This is a genomic window from Streptomyces sp. NPDC030814, from assembly GCF_055572155.1.
In genome coordinates, this window is sequence record NZ_JBVIDX010000008.1 from 220979 (window position 1) to 240834 (window position 19856).

13 protein-coding genes and 1 pseudogene are annotated in these 19856 nt (G+C 72.6%); 8 read left to right on the top strand and 6 right to left on the bottom strand.

Annotated features, from left to right (window positions below):
* The 4 genes from ACZ43N_RS19425 to ACZ43N_RS19440 all read right to left on the bottom strand — a co-directional run.
* Nucleotides 1-996: Acg family FMN-binding oxidoreductase (locus ACZ43N_RS19425; protein WP_468098881.1), on the bottom strand; the 996-nt coding region annotated here is incomplete at its 3' end.
* Nucleotides 997-1302: 306 nt separating this feature from the next.
* Entirely contained in the window at nt 1303-1749 is a 447-nt protein-coding gene (locus ACZ43N_RS19430; protein WP_468098883.1) for a hypothetical protein, read from the bottom strand.
* The gene (locus ACZ43N_RS19435) at nt 1749-4409 is read right to left on the bottom strand and encodes a multicopper oxidase domain-containing protein (protein WP_468098885.1); all 2661 of its coding nucleotides are present in this window, start codon (nt 4407-4409) and stop codon (nt 1749-1751) included. The genes ACZ43N_RS19430 and ACZ43N_RS19435 overlap by 1 nt, the downstream gene beginning before the upstream one ends.
* Nucleotides 4406-5695 (bottom strand): TIGR04053 family radical SAM/SPASM domain-containing protein, encoded by a 1290-nt coding sequence (locus ACZ43N_RS19440; RefSeq protein ID WP_468098887.1) that lies wholly within the window; start codon nt 5693-5695, stop codon nt 4406-4408. Before ACZ43N_RS19440 ends, ACZ43N_RS19435 begins: the two co-directional genes overlap by 4 nt.
* Nucleotides 5696-6193: 498 nt before the next feature.
* On the opposite strand from ACZ43N_RS19440, the gene ACZ43N_RS19445 reads away from it, so the two are divergent.
* From ACZ43N_RS19445 to narI, 4 genes are read left to right on the top strand one after another with little or no spacing between them, the layout of a single operon-like run.
* Complete coding sequence (locus ACZ43N_RS19445; protein ID WP_468098888.1) at nt 6194-9889, top strand: nitrate reductase subunit alpha; 3696 nt, start codon at nt 6194-6196, stop codon at nt 9887-9889.
* A gap of 1 nt (nt 9890) precedes the next feature.
* Complete coding sequence (gene narH, locus ACZ43N_RS19450) at nt 9891-11450, top strand: nitrate reductase subunit beta (RefSeq protein ID WP_468098889.1); 1560 nt, start codon at nt 9891-9893, stop codon at nt 11448-11450.
* Between the two features lie 5 nt (nt 11451-11455).
* Nucleotides 11456-12286: a nitrate reductase molybdenum cofactor assembly chaperone gene (narJ, locus tag ACZ43N_RS19455; protein WP_468099055.1), complete on the top strand. Its 831-nt coding sequence runs from the start codon at nt 11456-11458 to the stop codon at nt 12284-12286.
* Complete coding sequence (gene narI, locus ACZ43N_RS19460; protein WP_468098891.1) at nt 12283-13059, top strand: respiratory nitrate reductase subunit gamma; 777 nt, start codon at nt 12283-12285, stop codon at nt 13057-13059. Before narJ ends, narI begins: the two co-directional genes overlap by 4 nt.
* Here the strand turns inward: narI and ACZ43N_RS19465 are convergent.
* Together ACZ43N_RS19465 and ACZ43N_RS19470 are read right to left on the bottom strand one after the other, a co-directional pair.
* Nucleotides 12975-13370 (bottom strand): P-type ATPase actuator domain-containing protein, encoded by a 396-nt coding sequence (locus ACZ43N_RS19465; RefSeq protein WP_468099057.1) that lies wholly within the window; start codon nt 13368-13370, stop codon nt 12975-12977. The genes narI and ACZ43N_RS19465 overlap by 85 nt on opposite strands.
* A gap of 36 nt (nt 13371-13406) precedes the next feature.
* Nucleotides 13407-14104 (bottom strand): annotated as a pseudogene (locus ACZ43N_RS19470) (NADPH-dependent F420 reductase).
* Between the two features lie 348 nt (nt 14105-14452).
* On the opposite strand from ACZ43N_RS19470, the gene adhE reads away from it, so the two are divergent.
* From adhE to ACZ43N_RS19490, 4 genes are all read left to right on the top strand, one after another.
* On the top strand, nt 14453-17173 hold the full coding sequence (adhE, locus tag ACZ43N_RS19475; RefSeq protein ID WP_468098893.1) for a bifunctional acetaldehyde-CoA/alcohol dehydrogenase: 2721 nt from the start codon (nt 14453-14455) through the stop codon (nt 17171-17173).
* 255 nt (nt 17174-17428) lie between these two features.
* Entirely contained in the window at nt 17429-18643 is a 1215-nt protein-coding gene (locus ACZ43N_RS19480) for a globin domain-containing protein (protein WP_468098895.1), read from the top strand.
* A gap of 31 nt (nt 18644-18674) precedes the next feature.
* Nucleotides 18675-19049 carry a hypothetical protein gene (locus ACZ43N_RS19485; RefSeq protein ID WP_468098897.1) on the top strand — a complete coding sequence of 125 codons (375 nt, stop codon included), beginning with the start codon at nt 18675-18677 and terminating at the stop codon, nt 19047-19049.
* A 313-nt stretch (nt 19050-19362) separates the two neighbouring features.
* Nucleotides 19363-19782 carry a GNAT family N-acetyltransferase gene (locus ACZ43N_RS19490; RefSeq protein WP_468098899.1) on the top strand — a complete coding sequence of 140 codons (420 nt, stop codon included), beginning with the start codon at nt 19363-19365 and terminating at the stop codon, nt 19780-19782.
* Nucleotides 19783-19856: the final 74 nt, after the last annotated feature.

The window sequence follows — 19856 nt, forward strand, 5'->3', positions numbered from 1 at the left end:
CTCCGCCCCGGTGACGGCGGCGGCCACGGCATCCGCATCCGCGGACGCGCGGGGTGTACGGCCGCCGTCCGGGCCGTACCCGAAGCGAATCAGCAGGTGCGGGCAGCACCGCCGCCTCGATCCCGCCATGGCCGCGCGCAGGTCCGGCCACTCCATCGCCTGGTGCAGCATCGAGGTCCGCACCCCGCGCCGGGTCGCCGTGAGCAGCACGCTCTGAAGCGCCTGCCCCGCCCGCAGCCAGTCCTCCCGCCGGTCCAGTGGCGTCCACAGCAGGGCCACCTGGGCGTGACGTTCGAAACGCAGGGCGGGCAGGTGGGGATCGGGCAGACGGCCCGTGAAGTCCCGCAGCGGCATCCGCCCGGACGCGTCCCGCGGGCCCAGCGCCGTGAGGGGAATGCCGTAGGAGGCGTCCGTTCCCGCAGCGGTGATCCAGGTGCGCGCCTCGGCCGCACGGGCCGGATGGGCGGCGTTGCGCGCCTCTGCCGCCTGGGTCAGTCGCAGCAGACGCCGCGTTTCCACGATGCCGGGCACGACCAGGTGAGCGCCCTCGGCTCTGGCCGAGCTGATCATCTCGGCCACGATCGAGTCCGGAACCGGACGTCCGGTGAACGGCATCCGGCTCGTGTGGCGGCGCTCGACCGCCTCGTACACATCGCCGAGGGGCGGCTGTCCGGCCGCGGCGGGCCCGGCCAGTTGGACCCGAGCCAGCAGGTCCGGATCATCCGCGACGGGCAGCAGCCGGACGACGGGCTCCCAGCCCAGATGCGCGGCGGCCACCCGCAGGTTGAAGACCGCCGCCCCCACCGACAGGTGCTGGGCGCGCAGGTCCGGGTCGGCCAGTGGCAGCTGCCGCCGACGGTCGGCACGGACCTCGACCGACCGGCTCTCGGAGTCGAGGCCGAACCGCCAGGGCTGCGTGTTGTGGATCGACGGCGCCGCCACCGCCGCGGCCAACAGGGTGTGCACCACTGTGGCGTCGACTTCCCGGGCCTGCATCACGGCTCCTTCGCAGAGACGTCCTCCGTTTCACCAACCCTGCGCCGCGGTCCCTTCGCGGGGGAGGGTTGGCCGGCCCCGGGGCCGTGGGCCGTACGGCCTCATTCGGCGGCCGAAGTGCCCGGGAGGGCACTCCGCGCGGCAGGGCAGGGACCTGCGCGACCCAAGGGGTGCGGGACACGGGTGCTCGACGTCGAGACGGGGCGTCGGCGTCGGCGTCGGCGTCGGCGTCGGAGTCGGCTCCATGGTGACCGCGTCAGGCGGGACTTGGTGTGCCGGCCGTCGCTGCTTCCTCGTGGCCACGGCTCACGTCGCGGGCAGCGCCGTGGCCAGCAGCACGGCGCCCAGTGAGCCGACGAGGGACACGACCGCCAGGGCCCGCGCCAGCTCGGCGCGGCCCCTGGCGTGGGCGATGCCGTGTCCGGCCGCCGCGACCATCACCAGCACGAACAGGGCGAGTTTGGCCGTCAGGGTGCGGCCGTAGCCGGGGTCGGCGAGGGATGCCCAGGTGACACCCCGGTGCCAGACCATGGCCCAGCCGGTGGCCAGTTGCACGGGCAGGAACACCGCCCCGGTCAGCATCCCGAAGCGGCGCCCGGCCGCGGCGGTGAAGCCGTCCCTGGCCTCAGGGGCGAGCAGACGGCGGGCCAGCGGGAGGATCACCAGGGAGAGGGCCAGTTGGCCGCCGACCCACAGGGCGGCGCCGGCCACGTGCGCGAACCGCACCAGGGACCACCAGCCGACGGTGTCCATCAGTTCGTCACCTCCACCACGCCGTGCGCGCCGGATTCGGCGTGCCGCATGTCGTGGTCGACGAAGGCATAGTGGCCGGGCCCGGGAAATGTCGTCTCGACGAAGCCGCCTTGCGCGGCGGCCAGGTCCAGGACCTGCGCCCCGCCCGGCTGATCGGGCCTCAGCAGGTAGGCGCCTTCCTTGTACACGGTGTCGAAGACGGTGCCGACGAGGTGGAAGGCGATGCCGTCACCGGGCCCCGCGGCCACCACCCAGAAGCGGGCCCGCTCACCGGTCTTCACCTTCAGGGGCCGCTTGGCGTACTGGGAGGCGATGCCGTTGAACGCCCAGGCGTCGGGGATGCCGGCGCGCATCTTGGCAACCTGTCCGGGACTGCCGGTCGTGCCGAGGTAGAGCTCGGAGCTGACCAGCACGTACTCGTGGTCGACCTTCCGCAGACCGGGCGGGTCGATGATCACGGCGCCGTACATGCCGTTGCCCATGTGCTGGAGCATGGGCGAGGTGCTGCAGTGGTAGAGCCATGCCCCGGCTCTCTCGGCGCGGAAACGGTAGACCAGCCGCTCGCCCGGGTCGAGGGTGCGCATCGGCCGGTCGGGGGCGAGGGACCCCGCATGGAAGTCGATGCCGTGGCCCATGTCCTCGTCGTCGTTGACGAGGGTGACCTCGAAGACGTCGCCGACCCTGCCGCGCAGGGTGGGGCCGGGTGCGGTGCCTGAGAAGGTCCACATCTGCTGCTTCACCCGCGGGGCCACTTCCACCATGGTGTGGGCGGCGTGCAGTTCGACCTTGTGGACCGTCCCGCCGGGGGCGGGCGCCAGGTCGGCGGCGCGCGGCTGCCAGCCGGCGGAGAAGTCAGCGGAGAGGTCGGCGCCGGTGTCGTGCACGTCGGCCCGGTCCTCGCCGGCGGCGGCCGACGTGTGCCCCGCGTGTCCGCCGCCGTCCGTCGCCCCGGCGTCCGGCACGACGATGCTCATGACCATTCCGGCCGCCTTGTGGCCCGGCAGCGTGCACCACGCCTCACGGTTCCCGGTGACCGGCCCCACGTCGAGTACGCGGGTGTCGCCCCGGCCGAGCATCGGGGTGCCGGGGCCGTCCTCGACCTTGAGGTCATGGCGCTGGGCGTCCTTGTTGGTGACCTTCAACCGCAGCGCGGTGCCCGCCGGGACCTCGATCCGGGCGGGGCGGACGCGCATGCCGGCCAGAGTGACGGCGACCGTGCGGGTGGTCCCGGCGCCGGCGCCCGACGCTCCGGCGGCGCTCGTACCGCCGCCTGTGTCCCCACCGCTGTTGGCCACCAGTACCGCCAGCACGGTCAGGACGACACCCGTGGCGGTGCCCCACAGGACCGGGCGCCGTGCCCCGCCGGCCCCCTCCGCGTCCGTCTCCCCGACCAGGCCCCGTCCACTGCGCACGAGCACCGGCACCGCGAGGGCGAGGAACGCCGCCCCGGCCAGCGCCGCCAGCAGCATGCCGGTCGTGGTGGCGGGACCGGGCAGCGGGAGTGCCGCCAGCGCGACACCGGCGTTCAGCGTCACCAGCCGCGCCATCCAGCCCCGCTCCAGCACCGCCCGTACGGCCGCGCGGTCTCTCGGGCCGCTGCTGAGGACGACGGGGAGGAGGTAGGTGAGCGCGCCGATCAGGATCTGGGCGACGAAGCCGACGAGCAGCACCGGGAGCAGGGCGTCGACCCCGGCCTGCGCCGCCGCCAACGGCCGGCTGACCAGCCAGGCGAGATCCGCCGCGACCCCGGTCAGCAGCCAGCAGGTGGCCGCCGCGAGCATCCAGGCCGCCGCCGAGACGGGCCGGTTGCCCCGTACGGTGCGGAGGAACAGGCTGACGGCGAGGGCGACTCCCTCCACGTAGAGAGCGAGGCCCGCCACGGCCGGCCAGCGCCATCCGAGGGCCAGCGCGGCGACCGCCACGAGCAGCCCGCCGCCGGTGAGCCGGAGCGCCTTCCGGGACCCCTGCGTGGTGCGGTCCTTCATCCGTACGCCCAGCACGGTCGGCCACAGCATGAACAGCGTGCCGAGGACGGGCAGCCCGATCCAGCCGAGCAACGTGACGTGCAGGTGCGCGAGGCGCAGCCCCGCGTACCGGTCGGACCCGCCGGCACCGCCGGTGGCCAGCAGCCAGCCCAGGAGGGCACCGGCGATCAGGGCCGCGGTGGCCGCCTGGTAGTAGGAGACGACCGGCTTGAGACGTCCGCCGAGCGCGCCCCGCCTCAGCCGGAGCAGCATCACCAGGTGCGCGACGGCCGCGGCCACCAGCACCGCCGCGGAGATCGAGGTCAGCACGACGGTCGCGGTCCACACGCCGACGAACAGGCCGGCCACGGCGAGGTTGGCCGCCGCCAGCCGGGCGGCACTGCCTCGTGCGTCCGGGATTCTCGCGTGCAGCAGGGCGACGGCGAAGTGCTCGCTCCACACGAGCACGGACGTCGTGACGGCGCCGAGCAGGAACATGTGCACGGCGAGCCAGTGGGCCACCGGCCATGCCTCCCGCCCCGCGACCGCCACCAGGGCCAGGGCCAGCCACGCCACGACCAGGACGTGGGCGCGCAGATGCCGGGCCCTCACCCCGGACGACCTGAACCTGTTGGGATACGTACCGGGTTCCCTCCCTTTTCCGGCCCCGGTGGGCCCGGCCGCGATGCTGGTCATGCCTCTCCTTGCCGCTCGGGTGAACCCTCGCTCCTGCGCTGCGGCACACTCCCGGCCGGGTGCCCGGGGGCCGACCGGCCCTCGGCGTCGGCGCCCTCGGACAACAGCGCGGCCAGTTCCCGCCGACGCGAGAAGGATCCGGGCCGGTATCCGCACCAGGGCTCCTCGGCGTACGGGTCGCCGGTGACGCCGTAGGCGCGCGATCGGGAGCCGCCGCAGACCCGGCGGAACTCACAGGCACCGCACCGGCCGCCCAGCCGGTCGGGGTCCCGCAGGGCCGTGAACAGCTCCGAGGTGCGGTAGATCTCGGTCAGCGGCCTCTCGCGGACGCTTCCCGCGCCCAGCGGCAGGAAGCCGCTCGGGTGCACGGTCCCGGTGTGGGAGACGAAGACGAAGCCGCGGCCCGCGTTGACGTCCAGCGGTGGCCGCCGCACCCGGCGCGCCACGGTGTCCAGGCCCAGCTCGGCGGCCCGTTCGCGCAACTCCCGGTACAGCGGGCCGAGTCCGAGCACCGCCACATGGTCCTCGCCGGTGGTGGCAAGGACCTGGCGCTGCAGGGCGACACGGCGGAAGTGGTGTGCCTCGGTGGTCTTGGCCGGCACGGTCAGGCCGACGTCGTGGACGAAGTTGAGGACGTCCTCCACCTCACCGGGGGCGAGCGCGCCGAGGGCGCGGCCCCGGCCGGTGGGCACCAGGAAGAAGGCGCTCCACAGCATCGCCCCGTGCTCGGCGACGAGGCGGACAATATCGGGGAGGTCGTGCAGGTTGTGCCGGGCGACCGTGGTGTTGATCTGGACCTTCATACCGAGGGCGCGGGCGGTGTCCCAGGCGTCCAGGGTCCACTGGAACACGCCGGGCACCCCGCGGAAGGTGTCGTGTATCCCGGCGGTGGAGCCGTCCAGGCTCAGCGAGAGACCGACCGCCCCCGCCGTGTGCAGGTCCCGCAGCCGGTCCGCGGTGAGGGTCGGGGTACCGGAAGGGGACACCGCGACCCGGACGCCGATCTCCTGCCCGTAGGCGATGAGTTCGGTGAGGTCGGGGCGCTGGAAGGGGTCGCCGCCGGTGATCACGAACAGCGGGGCGGGACGCCCGAAGTCGGCCACCTGGCGCAGCAGGTGCTTGGCGGCGGCCGTGTCCAGCTCGCGCGGGTCGCGGTCGGGTACGGCCTCGGCGCGGCAGTGCAGACAGGCCAGCGGGCAGGCCCTGGTCGATTCCCAGATGACGATGAACGGCCGCTCTCCCGCGTCGTGCCGCTGGCGCCGGACGGCCTGGGCGGTGGCGCTCACCGCGCGGTCCTGCCCAGTGCCCTGGGGCTGTGTCCGGCCGCCCTGGAGTCAGGGCAGACGAGGCGGGCGGCCGGACGGTGACCGGGCCGGACCGTGCGCGGCGCCCACCGCGTGCGGCAGCGGCGGCATCGGCCTTGAGGGCGGTCGACATGGTCGTGCACGGAACACCTCCGGATCGGTCGCCGTCAGCATCCACCGGCGGCGGTGGCCGGCGCGGCGGCCGATGGTCTTGTGCGGCAGGGCCGACGGTCCCTGTTCGGGGCAGGGGTACCAGGGCCGAACGGGCCGTCGGCGGCGCGAGCGGCTGCACACCGGCCCGGCCGGGCTGCGTGCCGGCTGTGTCGGGCCCGAGCCACCGCACCGGGCCGCCGGGGCGCCCCCTCCCACGCGGGGCCATTGGTCCCCATGGGCGGCCGGCCACATGGGGCCGGAAGGTCGGCCCTCAGGGACCGCCGGCCCCGGGTGGGGGACGCCTTGCACCACCTAGCGTTCCCGGCCATGGAGATCGATCGGAACGCACGGCAGCGGGAGTCACGCGCCGGTGAAGGCTGGCCGCTGGCCGCCCGTCGACTGCTGACGCGTCGTGAGGTGTCGGCGGACGGACGTGCCGTGTTCGGCACGGGCGACCCGCAGTGGGAGGGCTTCTACCGTGACCGGTGGGCCCACGACAGGGTGGTGCGCTCCACACACGGGGTGAACTGCACGGGTTCGTGCTCGTGGATGGTGTACGTCAAGGACGGCATCATCACCTGGGAGCACCAGGCCACCGACTACCCCTCCATCGGCACCGACTGCCCCGAGTACGAGCCGCGCGGATGCCCGCGCGGGGCGTCGTTCTCCTGGTACACCTACTCCCCCAGCCGCGTCCGCTACCCGTACGTACGGGGTGCCCTGCTCGAGCTGTGGCGCGAGGCGCGTGAACGGCTCGGTGACCCGGTGGCGGCGTGGGCGGAGATCACCTCCGATCCGGCGAAGGCGCGTGCCTACAAGCGGGCCCGCGGCAAGGGCGGCCTCGTGCGCGCCGACTGGGACGAGGTCGGTGAGCTGATCGCCGCGGCCCAGGTGCACACCGTCAAGACGTACGGCCCCGACCGGGTCGCCGGCTTCTCGCCCATCCCGGCGATGTCGATGGCGTCGTTCGCGGCCGGTGCCCGGTACCACTCCCTGATCGGCGGCACCCTGCTCTCCTTCTACGACTGGTACGCCGACCTGCCGATCGCCTCCCCGCAGGTCTTCGGCGACCAGACCGACGTGCCGGAGGCCGCCGACTGGTGGAACGCGGGCTACCTGATCATGTGGGGCTCCAACATTCCCGTCACCCGCACGCCCGACGCGCACTTCCTGACCGAGACGCGCTACAACGGCACCAAGGTCGTCGCCGTCAGCCCCGACTACGCCGACAACGTCAAGCACGCCGACGAGTGGCTGGCCCCGCACCCGGGCACCGACGGCGCGCTGGCGATGGCCATGGGCCACGTGATCCTCCGCGAGTTCCTCGTTGACCGCGAAGTGCCTTACTTCCAGGACTACTTGAGGAAGTTCACCGACGCGCCGTTCCTGGTGGCCCTGCGCGAGCACGACCGCGGACTCGTCCCCGGCGGCTTCCTGACCGCGGCCGACCTCGGACACGACACGGAGCACGCCGAGTCCAAGACCGTTCTCCTCGACTCGGTCACCGGTGAGCCGGTCGTACCGAACGGCTCGCTCGGCTTCCGCTGGGCGAACGGGGAACAGGGCCGCTGGAACCTCGAACTGGGTGATGTCGTCCCCGCGTTGAGCATGCTGGAGCAGTCTGGGGAGACAGCCGAGGTGGCGCTGCCCCGCTTCGACGAAGGCAGCACGGAGGGCGGCTCGGTCCTGATGCGCGGTGTGCCCGTGCGCCGGATCGGCGACCGCCTCGTCACCACCGTCTTCGACCTGATGCTCGCCCAGTACGGGGTGGAGCGGCCCGGTCTGCCGGGCAGTTGGCCTGCGTCGTACGAGGACGCGTCCGAGCCCTACACCCCCGCCTGGCAGGAGACGATCACCTCCGTCCCCGCCGAGCAGGCGGCCCGGATCGCCCGGGAATTCGCCCGCAACGCCGAGCGCACGGGCGGCCGGTCCATGATCGCGCTGGGCGCCGGCACCAACCACTGGTTCCACTCCGACACCATCTACCGCGCGTTTCTGGCGCTGACCACCATGACCGGCTGCCAGGGCGTCAACGGCGGCGGCTGGGCCCACTACGTCGGCCAGGAGAAGGTCCGCCCGGTCACCGGACAGCAGCATCTGTCGTTCGCCTTCGACTGGCAGCGGCCCACCCGGCACATGGCGGGCACCTCCTACTGGTATCTGAACTCCGACCAGTGGCGCTACGAGGCGTTCGGCCCCGAGGAACTGGCCTCCCCGCTCGGCAAGGGGCGGTTCCAGGGCAAGGGGTTCGCCGACTGCCTGGCGCAGGCCGTGCGGCTGGGCTGGACACCCGGTCACCCCGGGTTCAACCGCAATCCGCTCGACCTGACCGACGAGGCGCGGGCCCAGGGCAAGCAGGTCGCCGACCACATCGTGGACGAGCTGAAGGCCGGGCGGCTGCGGTTCGCCGCCGAGGATCCCGACGACCCGGCCAACTTCCCCCGCGTGCTGACCGTGTGGCGGGCCAACCTGCTGGGCTCCTCCGGCAAGGGCAACGAGTACTTCCTGCGCCACCTGCTGGGCACGGACGCGGCGGTCCGCTCCGAGGAGACCCCGCCCGAGGGGCGCCCGAAGGACGTGGTGTGGCGGGAGGAGGCCCCGGAGGGCAAGCTGGACCTGCTGGTGACCGTGGACTTCCGGATGACCTCGACCGGTCTGCTCGCCGACGTGGTCCTCCCGGCCGCGACCTGGTACGAGAAGGACGACCTGTCCAGCACGGACATGCACCCCTTCGTGCACGCCTTCACCCCGGCCATCGCCCCGCCCTGGCAGGCCCGCACCGACTACGACGCGTTCCTGACCATCGCCGACCGGTTCAGTGAGCTGGCGGCCGAGCACCTGGGCACCCGTACCGACGTCCTGGCCGTACCGTTGCTGCACGACACCCCCGACGAACTCGCCCAGCCCGGCGGTGTCGTACGGGACTGGAAGACCGGCGAGTGCGAACCCGTCCCGGGTCGCACCATGCCGAAGCTCGTCGTCATCGAGCGCGACTACGCGGCGGTGTCGCAGAAGATGCGGGCCGTCGGTCCGCTGCTGGACAGCCTGGGCACCACCACCAAGGGCGTCACCGTCCACCCCGACCAGGAGATCGACGACCTCCGGCGCCGCAACGGCACCATCCGGGACGGCGTCGCCGCCGGACGGCCCTCCCTCGCCACCGCGAGCGACATGTGCGAGGCGATCCTCGCCCTGTCCGGCACCACCAACGGACGCCTCGCCACCGAGGGGTTCCGCGCCCTGGAGCGGCAGACCGGCAGCAAGGGCCTGGTGGAACTGGCCGCCGAGCGGGAAGCGGAGCGGATCACCTTCGCGGACACCCGGACCCAGCCGCGCTCCGTGATGACCTCCTACGAGTGGTCGGGTTCGGAGACCGGCGGCCGGCGCTACTCGCCCTTCGTCATCAACACCGAGCACAAGAAGCCCTGGCACACCCTCACCGGGCGCCAGCACTTCTTCGTCCAGCACGACTGGATCACCGAACTCGGCGAACAACTGCCCGTCTACCGGCCGCCGTTGAACGCGCCCAAGCACTACGGCAACGAGCACCTGAACGACGGCCGGGCAGAGGTCACGGTCCGCTATCTCACCCCGCACTCCAAGTGGTCCATCCACTCGAACTACCAGGACAACAAGTACATGCTCGACCTGTCCCGCGGCGGACCCACGATCTGGATGTCCACCACGGACGCCGACAAGATCGGCGTGAAGGACAACGAGTGGATCGAGGCCTACAACCGCAACGGCGTCGTCGCCGCCCGGGCCGTGGTCACGCACCGGATGCCCGAGGGCACGGTGTACATGTACCACGCCCAGGACCGCACCGTGAACGTGCCGAGGACCGAGGTCAGCGGCAAGCGCGGCGGCATCCACAACTCACTCACGCGGCTGCTGCTCAAGCCCACCCATCTCGCCGGCGGCTACGCCCAGTTCACCTACGCCTTCAACTACTACGGCCCGACCGGCAACCAGCGCGACGAGGTCACCGTCATCCGCCGTCGCTCGCAGGATGTGGAGTACTGACATGGCCCGTGGCCAAGCCACCATCGGACGCGTCATGGCTCAAGTGGCGATGGTGATGAACCTCGACAAGTGCATCGGCTGCCACACCTGCTCGGTCACCTGCAAGCAGACGTGGACCAACCGCACCGGTGTCGAGTACGCCTGGTTCAACAACGTCGAGACCAAGCCGGGCGTCGGCTACCCCCGCCGCTACGAGGACCAGGAGCAGTGGAAGGGCGGCTGGACGCTCGACAAGCGCGGACGCCTCGTCCTGCGCTCCGGCGGCCGGATCAAGCGCCTGCTGTCGCTCTTCTCCAACCCTGACCTGCCGTCCATCGAGGACTACTACGAGCCGGTCACCTACGACTACGACAACCTCGTCAACGCCCCCGCCCAGAAGGACATGCCCGTCGCCCGCCCGCGATCGGTCCTCACCGGCCGGCCCGCGGCCATCACCTGGGGCGCCAACTGGGAGGACGGCCTGGGCGGCGCACCCGAGCACGCCGGCGGCGACCCCAACCTGAGCGGGCGATGGGCGCAGAAGGTCAAGTTCGAGTTCGAGCAGACCTTCCTGTTCCACCTGCCCCGCCTGTGCGAGCACTGCCTCAACCCGGCCTGCGTCTCCGCCTGTCCGTCGGGCGCGATGTACAAGCGGGTCGAGGACGGCATCGTCCTCGTCGACCAGGACCGGTGCCGCGGCTGGCGGATGTGCGTGACGGCGTGCCCGTACAAGAAGGTCTACGTCAACCACGCCACCGGCAAGGCCGAGAAGTGCACCTTCTGCTTCCCGCGCATCGAGGCCGGGCAGCCCACCGTCTGCTCCGAGACCTGCGTCGGCCGCCTGCGCTACCTCGGGCTGCTGCTGTACGACGCGGACCGCGTCGGCGAGGCCGCCGCGACCCCGGACGAGAAGGACCTGCTGGACGCCCAGCGCGATGTCTTCCTCGACCCCAACGACCCCGACGTCGTCGCGGCGGCCCGGAAGTCGGGGATTCCGGAGGACTGGCTGGAGGCCGCCCGCCGCTCGCCGGTGCACGCGCTGGTGTCGACGTACAAGGTGGCGCTGCCCCTGCACCCGGAGTACCGGACGCTGCCGATGGTCTGGTACGTGCCTCCGCTGTCCCCCGTCCTGGACGCCGTCGACGCGGCCGGCGGGAACCAGGACGACCCCGACCATGTCTTCGCCGCGGTCACCCGGCTGCGGATACCGCTGGAGTACCTGGCGGAGCTGTTCTCCGCCGGGGACGTCGATGTGGTCGCCGGTGTGCTGATGAAGCTGACCGCGCTGCGCTCGTACATGCGCGAGCGCACCCTCGGCGAGGCCGGCGACGAGGCCGTGCTCGAAGCCGTGGGCCTCACGGCACGCGAGGCGGAGGACCTGCACCGCCTCCTCGCCGTCGCCAAGTACGCGGACCGGTATGTCGTCCCCGCCGCGCACAAGGAGGACGCCGCCGCGCTGAGCGCCATGGAGAACCGCTGCCCGGTCGAGACCTCCGACACCGCCGGCTCCCGCACGACCATGCTCGGCATCCCCACCCTGCGCCGCCGTACATCCGAAGCCCCCGCCGGAGGCCACCCGTGAGTCCGCTGCCCTCCCCCGGTGCCGCACGCCTGGGGGGACCCCCGTCCGTTCCCGCCGTCATCCGCTCCCGCATCCGGGCAGCGGTGCGCCGCCCGGGCCGGGCGCGGGCGGGACGTCCGGCCCCGCTCACCCCGGAGGAGACCGAGGACCGGGCGCTGCTGCTGCGGCTGCTGTCGCTGCTGCTGCAGTACCCGGACACCGAGCTCGCCGCCGCCCGCCCCGTGCTCGCCGCCACCGTCGAGGCGCTCCCGCCGTCGCCCGCCGCCACGCATCTGGCGGCCTTCACGAACTGGTGCACCGCCGAGGAGCCCCAGACACTGGAGCGCCACTACGTCGAGACGTTCGACCTGCGCCGCAGGAGCAGCCTCTACCTCACCTACTACCTGCACGGCGACACCCGTCGCCGCGGCATGGCCCTGCTCACGCTCGGGCAGCGCTACCGCGCCGCCGGCTGGGACACCGACGGCGGTGAACTCCCCGACCACCTCCCGGTCGTCCTGGAGTTCGCCGCACTCGCCGGGCCACGGGCCGGCGAGGCACCACTGCGCCAGCACCGCCGTGGCCTGGAACTGATCCACCGCGCGTTGACCGACGCCGAGTCCCCCTACCGGCACGTCCTGGCCGCCCTGCTCGCCCTGCTGCCACCGCCCACCGAGGCCGACCTGCGGGCGGTCGCCGAACTGGCCGCCCAGGGCCCGCCCGACGAGGACGTGGGACTCGACCCGTACGGAACGTACGGGACCGGGGAGTTCGCCCCGCCCGGCGCCTTCGTCCCGCCCGAGCGGGCCACGCCCACTCTCATGCCGCCCCTCTCCACCCCGGAAGGTCCCCGATGACCGCCGCGTCCTCTCCCCTTGCCGCAGCGAGCGGCGCCGATCTGCTCCTGTGGGTCGCCGTGCCCTACATCTGCCTCGCCGTGTTCGTGGTCGGGCACGTCTGGCGCTACCGGCAGGACCAGTTCGGCTGGACCTCCCGCACCACGCAGCTCCTCGAACACCGGTGGCTGCGCTGGGGAAGCCCCCTGTTCCACCTGGGCGCCTTCATGGTGATCGCCGGACATGCCGTGGGGCTCGCCGTTCCCGGCACATGGACCGAGGCCGCCGGGATCTCCGAGCACGCCTACCACACGACGGCCGTCTGGGCGGGCTCGGTCGCGGGCGTCGCCATGGTCGCCGGGCTCGGCATGCTGTGCGCCCGCCGTCTCCTGACCCGCCGGATCCGGCTCGGCACCGACCGCAGCGACAAGCTCCTCTTCCCGCTGCTGTCCGCGACCGTCCTGCTCGGCATCACCGCCACCGCCGCACACAACGTCTTCGGCACCGGCTACGACTACCGCTCCACCGTCTCCGTCTGGTTCCGGGGCCTGTTCGTCCTCCAGCCGGCGCCCGAGGCGATCGCCGGAGCTCCGCTGCTGTTCCGGTTGCACGCCCTGACCGCGTTCCTGCTCTTCGCCGCCTGGCCGTTCACCCGGCTGGTCCACGTGTGGAGCGCCCCCGTCGGGTACCTGGTCCGCCCGTACCTGGTCTACCGGCGGCGCACCACCCCGGTGGCCGCGCCGACGGCGGGCGGCCGGGCCCGGTCGGCTCCGGGCTCCCGGCGAGCCGCCTGAGCCGCCTGAGCCGCGAGGACGCGCTCCCGGCAGCCACCGATCGCCAGGGCCGCCCCCGCCACCCGCCGCGCCATCGAGGCCACCTGAAGCTGCAGCGGGGTCGTCTGCCGCGGGGCGGCCGCGGCCAGCCGGTAGATCCGCCCGAACTCGGTCGCCGCGCCGGTGCCGAAGACCACGGCCCGCCCGGAGCCGGCGACCACGTCGGGCCCCATGAACACGCAGTTGCAGGCCTCCAGCGGTGGTCCGGCGGCCACCGGGTCGGCCGTGCGGCCGACGGCGTTGCTCTCCCCGGTCAGCGGCGCGTTGTTCACCGCCGGCTCGTGCGCCTCCACCACCCGGCAGTGGGATCAGGTGCTGCGGCGGACGCCCTGGATGTGGAAGTTGAAGTCCGTGTGGCCGAGTGCGCCGTACAGGCGCAGCCAGAGGGACAGCAGCATTTCAGGGCCACGGGCGGTGGTGATGTCGCCCAGGTCGATGATGTCGCCCGCCGGCCACCGAAGGATCTGAGCAGGTCCGTGACGACCCCCTTGGCCCCGGCGTCGTCACCGGAGACGAACACGGTGTGCGCACCCGGAACCCGTGCCGGGTCGACCATGATCCGGACGTTCATGGTGTTGAGGGTCTTGACGACCTTCGCGTCGGGGAAGGCGCGCTGGATCTGTTCCGCGAGGCTGTCGGTGTCGACCGGGGTAAGCGACGGCGGCATGCCCCGGGAGGAGTCCAGGGGGTTGGCGATGTCGACGACGATCTTGCCGGTCAGGTTCGCGGCACCGGCGGACTCCAGGGCCCCCAGGCTGCTCAGGCCGGCGGTGGCGTTGACCACCACCTCGCCGTGGGCGGCCGCGTCGGCGAAGGTCGCCACCCGGATCTGCGGATGCTCGTCCTGCCACCGGGCGTACGGCGGGTTGCCGTAGGCGTCGGGCTCGGTGCGGGCGAGGGTGGCCTGCGGGTCGCGCGTGCCGACGACGACCTCGTGGCCGAGTGAGGAGAGCTTGCCTGCGATGGTCCGGCCGACGACGCCGGTGCCGAGAACTGCGTAACGCATGGGTGCGGGTCCTTTCCGGCGGTACGCACGCCTCGGTGTGTTCCCCCGTGACGCCGGGACGAAGCGGACATGGATACGTCCACCCTCGCCCCGGGACGTCGACAGCGCCCGCGAACTCGGCCGAATGCCCGCTGCGGCGCGCGGTTCGGCGCGCAGCGCCATCAGGTGCCCGACCGGCCCCGCGGCTCCGGGACGGTCGGCCCCGGGCCGGGACCTTTGCCGCCTGGGGGGCGGCTCCCGTCCACGGGAGGGTGATGGCGGAGGCGGTTCCGGTTCCCGGCGCCGCTCCCCGCACGGCCACGCTGCCGGACTTCCGGCCCACGACCTCGACGACGGAGGCTCAACGCCATGACCCGACAGGACGCCCTGACCCGCCCCGCCGCCCCGGGCGAAGAGCCGTCCGAGACCGCCATCGCCGTCGACCGGTTGGTCACGAACGGGCTCAAGGCGCTCGCCGACTACGAGGACCTGACACAGGAACAGATCGACCACATCGTCAAGAAGGCCTCGGTCGCCGCCCTGGACCGGCACACGGAACTCGCGCGGCTCGCGGTCGAGGAGACCGGACGCGGTGTCTTCGAGGACAAGGCGGCCAAGAACATGTTCGCGTGCGAGCACGTCACGCACAGCATGGGCGGGATGAAGACCGTCGGGGTCATCGCCCGCGACGACATCGAGGACATGGTCGAGATCGCGGAACCCGTGGGGGTGGTGTGCGCGATCACTCCGGTCACCAACCCGACCTCCACCACGATCTTCAAGGCGCTCATGTCGCTGAAGACCCGCAACCCGGTCGTGTTCGCCTTCCACCCCTCGGCCCAGCGCTGCAGCGCGCAGGCGGCCCGCGTCGTGCGCGACGCGGCCGTCGCCGCCGGCGCCCCCGAGCACTGCGTGCAGTGGATCGAGGCTCCGTCGGTCGAGGCGACCGGAACGCTGATGCGCCACCCTGGCGTCGCGCTGATCCTCGCCACCGGCGGCAATGCCATGGTCAGGGCCGCCTACTCGGCAGGCAAGCCCGCTCTGGGCGTCGGCGCCGGGAACGTCCCCGCGTACGTCCACAAGAGCGCCGAACTGCGCCGCGCCGTCAACGACCTGGTGCTGTCCAAGTCGTTCGACAACGGCATGATCTGCGCCTCCGAACAGGCCGTCATCCTCGACGACGAGATCTACGACGCCGCGCTGGCCGAGTTCCGCGTCCTGCACGCCCACATGGCGACCGCCGACGAGAAGGCGAAGCTGGAGACGTTCCTGTTCCCCGCCGACCGGGCCGGCGCCGGCTGCGAGCCCAAGGTCAACGCGGCCGCCGTGGGTCAGAGCCCGGTCTGGATCGCCGAGCAGGCCGGCTTCACCGTGCCCTCCGACACCTCGCTCATCCTGGTCGAGGCCGACCGGGTGGGCCCGGACGAGCCGCTGACCCGCGAGAAACTCTGCCCGGTCCTCGCCGTTCTGCGGGCCGGCTCCGAGGAGCAGGGCTTCGCCCTGGCCGCCGACATGGTCGCCTTCCACGGCCAGGGCCACAGCGCGGTCGTCCACACCGAGGACAGGGCGCTGGCGGAGGCGTACGGCAGGCGGATGAAGACGGTACGGATCATCGTCAACGCGCCGTCCTCGCAGGGCGCCATCGGCGGCATCTACAACAGCCTCCTGCCGTCCCTCACCCTGGGCTGCGGCTCCTGGGGCAGCACGTCGGTGTCCAACAACGTGTCCGCCGCCCAGCTCCTCAACGTCAAGCGGGTCGGCACCCGCCGCAACAACCTCCAGTGGTTCAAGGTGCCGCCGAAGATCTACTTCGAGCCACAGGCCATCCGGTACCTGGCCGCCATGCCGGACGTCCACCGTGTCACGATCGTCACCGACGCGACCATGACCCGCCTCGGCTTCGTGGACCGCCTCGACCGCGTCCTCAAGCGCCGTCCCGAACCAGTGACGCTGCAGATCATCGACAACGTCGAACCGGAGCCCAGCATCGATTCCGTGCAGCGCGGCGCCCGCCTCATGCGGGACTTCCGCCCGGACACGATCATCGCGCTCGGCGGCGGCTCGCCCATGGACGCGGCGAAGGTGATGTGGCTGCTCTACGAGCACCCCGACGTCGACTTCGCCGACATGCGGCACAAGTTCTCCGACATCCGCAAGCGCGCCTTCCGCTTCCCGACGCTGGGCAGCCGGGCCCGCCTGGTGTGCGTGCCCACCACCTCCGGTACAGGCGCCGAGGTCACCCCCTTCGCGGTCATCTCCGATCCCGCGACGGGCAAGAAGTACCCGCTTGCCGACTACGCGCTCACCCCCAGCGTCGCCATCGTCGACCCCCTGCTGACCACCGCCCTGCCCCCGGCCCTGGCCGCCGACAGCGGCTTCGACGCCCTCACCCACGCCATCGAGGCGTACGTCTCCGTCTACGCCAACGACTTCACCGACGGCCTCGCGCTGCACGCGATCCGGCTGATCTTCGACCACCTCGAAGCGGCGGTGAACGACCGCCAGGGTTCGGCGCAGGCCAGGGAGAAGATGCACAACGCCGGCACCATCGCGGGCATGGCTTTCGGCAATGCCTTCCTCGGCATCGTCCACGCCATGTCCCACACTCTCGGCGCCACCTTCCACATCGCCCACGGCCGCACCAACGCCGTCCTGCTCCCCCACGTCATCCGCTACAACGGCACCGTCCCCGGCAAGCTCACGGGCTGGCCCAAGTACGAGCACTACCGCGCCCCCGAACGCTTCCAGGACATCGCCCGGACCCTCGGTCTGCCCGCCGCAACCCCGCAGGACGGCGTGGAGTCGCTCGCCCGGGCCGTCGAGCGGCTGCGCGACGCCGTGGGTATCGAGCCGTCGTTCGCGTCCCTCGGCGTCGACGAACACGCCTTCCTCGACGCCCTGCCCCAGCAGGCCCTCAATGCCTACGAGGACCAGTGCGCGCCCGCCAACCCGCGGATGCCCATGCTCGACGACATGCAGGACCTCATGCGAGCGGCCTACCACGGCCCGGACCGAACAGCCGGCGCACAACGGGCGGCGGCCTCGTTCACCGCCGAGCCGCCCCACGCCGCTTGCCCCGTCCGCCCCTGAAGGGCGGGCCCACGGACGCCGCCGTCGTCGGACGCCCCGACAGCGGCGGCGGACAGGGGCCGTCAGGAGGTCGGCCCCGCACCATCCGGTCCTACCCGGCCGGGACCGGTGGGGCCACTGTGCCGGAATCGACGGGGCCGTTCGGCCCCTCTTCGTCCAGCGCCCCCGAAACGCCGTCCGCCGCCTGCTAGACAGAAGACGGTCGCCCCGGGGCGCGGCGCCCCACCCCACTCACCCACCCTTCCGGGAGTCTCCATGCTGTCCGAAGAGTCCGCCGCTGTCGTCCGTGCCACCCTGCCCGCCGTCGCCGGAGCGCTCGACGAGATCACCACCCGCTTCTACGGAGCGATGTTCCGCGACCGTCCGGAACTGCTCGACGGGATGTTCAACCGCGGCAACCAGGCCAGCGGCGCCCAGCGCCGGGCCCTGGCCGGGTCGATCGCCGGGTTCGCGACCGCCCTCCTGGACGACCCGGACACCCGCCCGGACACACTCCTGGACCGCATCGCCCACAAGCACGCGGCGGTCGGGGTCACCGACGACCAGTACACGATCGTCCACAAGTACCTCTTCGGCGCGATAGCCGAGGTGCTCGGCGACGCGGTCACCCCGGAGGTGGCCGCCGCCTGGGACGAGGTGTACTGGCTGATGGCCGGCGCGCTCATCGGCCGCGAGGCCCGCCTCTACCAGGACGCCGGCGTCGAGCCCGGCCAGGTATGGCGACCGTGGACGGTCGTCGAACGCCGCACCGAGACCGACGACGTGGTGTCCTTCCTGCTCCGCCCGTCCGACGGCCGACCGGCACCGCGGGCGCGGGCGGGCCAGTACGTGAGCGTACGGTCGCTGATGCCCGACGGGGTGCACCAACTGCGCCAGTACAGCCTGTCCTCCGACCCCGGCGGGGACCTGCGGCGCATCACCGTCAAACGCGTCGCCGGCACGGCCGGCACGCCGGACGGGGAGGTCTCCACCCTGCTGCACGACCAGGTCCGCGAGGGGGACGAACTGACGCTCTCCGCCCCCTTCGGCGATGTCTTCCTCGACGACCCGGCCGACGCCACCACCCCGGTCGTCCTGGTCTCCGCGGGCATCGGCGGCACCCCCATGACGGGCATGCTGGCCCATCTGGCGGCCCTCGGTTCGCCCCGGCCCGTGCTGGTGCTGCACGCCGACCGTTCCCCCTCCGACCACGCCCTGCGGGCCGAGACACGGGAACTGGTCCGCCGACTGCCGGGCGCCCGCGCGGTCTTCTGGTACGAGCGGCCCGGCCCGCAGGAACCCGGGGCGCGCGAAGGCCTGATGAACCTCGACGGCGTCGAACTGCCCGAGGACGCCACCGTGTTCCTGTGCGGCCCGCTGCCCTTCATGCGGGAGGTGCGCGGGCAGCTGCTGGCCGCAGGCGTCCCGGCCCGCGGCATCCGCTACGAGGTCTTCGGCCCCGACCTGTGGCTGCCCGGTCCGGTGGCCTGACCCCCGTGAGCCCTTCAGAAAGGACATCACCATGACCAGCGACACGTCCCGGACCACACCCGCGGTGCGGTTGCGTTCCGACGGCCCGGTGGACAAGGAGACGCTCGACTACGCCCGCGCGAAGATCGACGCCCTGCTCGGCCGGCCGGGGCTGCCGGCCGTCACCGGCGAGGTGCGGATCGTGCGGGCGGCCGGCCGACACGCGGAGTACCCCTGGCTGGCCACGGCCGACCTGCGCGTCGGCGGCCACCAGGTGGTCGTCCTGGCCGAGGAGGCCACCGGCCGGGAGGTCGTCGACAAGCTGCAGGACCGGCTGCACCGCCAGACCGACAAGGCCGCCCACACCGGGAAGGACACCCACCGCGCGACGGCCCCGCCGTGGCGTGGCGGTCGCCGGTCGGCGTGAACCCGCGAGGAACATGGCCCGGTCGGTGCCGCCCCACCGACCGGGCCGTCGTCGTCCCCGCGCACTCACCCACGGTGGCCTTTCCGGGGCATCGCCCCTGAACGGAACCGGGACACCAACCTCGCGGCACGACACCCCGATCACCCACGGCCCTGGCCGGTCCACGGACCTCGCAGCGGCGGCGGGCCGGACCCCGGCCGACCGCCTCGGTCCCGTGAGCCACCGTCCCTCGTGGCCACCGAGTCCACCCGTCACGCTTCCCGGTGGGGAAACCCGTTCGCCAGACCGGCGAGTGCTCTGCTTGGCTCGGCCCATGAGCGATCTTCATATCCGCCACGCCACCCTCTCGGACATCGACACCGTGCTGCGGTTCTGGGGCGCCGCCGCGGAGGGAACGAGCATCAGCGACGACCACGACGGGGTGGCCCGGCTCATCACGCGGGACCCCGAGGCCCTGCTTCTCGCGGAGCGTGACGGCGGCCTCGTCGGAACGGTCATAGCCGGGTTCGACGGATGGCGGTGCTCCGCCTATCGGCTGGCCGTGCACCCGGACCGCCGTCGGCAGGGCATCGCCACCGCGCTGCTGGAGGCGGCAGAACAGCGTTTCGCCGCCCTGGGCGGTCGGCGCGTCGACGCCATGGTCCTGGAAGCCAACGAACAGGCCCACCACGCCTGGGCCGCCGCCGGCTACCACCGCGAGGACCACTGGCGACGCTGGGTCAAGCCCCTGTAGCCGCGAAGCCGCTCGGGGCCCCGGGAAGCCGGCCTCCGGAGACCACGACGCTCCACTTTGCCGACCCTTTACCA

What these genes read in the sequence shown, in the direction of transcription:
- ACZ43N_RS19430 (WP_468098883.1), bottom strand. Translation starts at nt 1,749, where the DNA reads ATGGACACCGTCGGCTGGTGGTCCCTGGTGCGGTTCGCGCACGTGGCC.
- ACZ43N_RS19435 (WP_468098885.1), bottom strand. Translation starts at nt 4,409, where the DNA reads ATGACCAGCATCGCGGCCGGGCCCACCGGGGCCGGAAAAGGGAGGGAA.
- ACZ43N_RS19445 (WP_468098888.1), top strand. Translation starts at nt 6,194, where the DNA reads ATGGAGATCGATCGGAACGCACGGCAGCGGGAGTCACGCGCCGGTGAA.
- narH (WP_468098889.1), top strand. Translation starts at nt 9,891, where the DNA reads ATGGCCCGTGGCCAAGCCACCATCGGACGCGTCATGGCTCAAGTGGCG.
- narI (WP_468098891.1), top strand. Translation starts at nt 12,283, where the DNA reads ATGACCGCCGCGTCCTCTCCCCTTGCCGCAGCGAGCGGCGCCGATCTG.
- adhE (WP_468098893.1), top strand. Translation starts at nt 14,453, where the DNA reads ATGACCCGACAGGACGCCCTGACCCGCCCCGCCGCCCCGGGCGAAGAG.
- ACZ43N_RS19480 (WP_468098895.1), top strand. Translation starts at nt 17,429, where the DNA reads ATGCTGTCCGAAGAGTCCGCCGCTGTCGTCCGTGCCACCCTGCCCGCC.
- ACZ43N_RS19485 (WP_468098897.1), top strand. Translation starts at nt 18,675, where the DNA reads ATGACCAGCGACACGTCCCGGACCACACCCGCGGTGCGGTTGCGTTCC.
- ACZ43N_RS19490 (WP_468098899.1), top strand. Translation starts at nt 19,363, where the DNA reads ATGAGCGATCTTCATATCCGCCACGCCACCCTCTCGGACATCGACACC.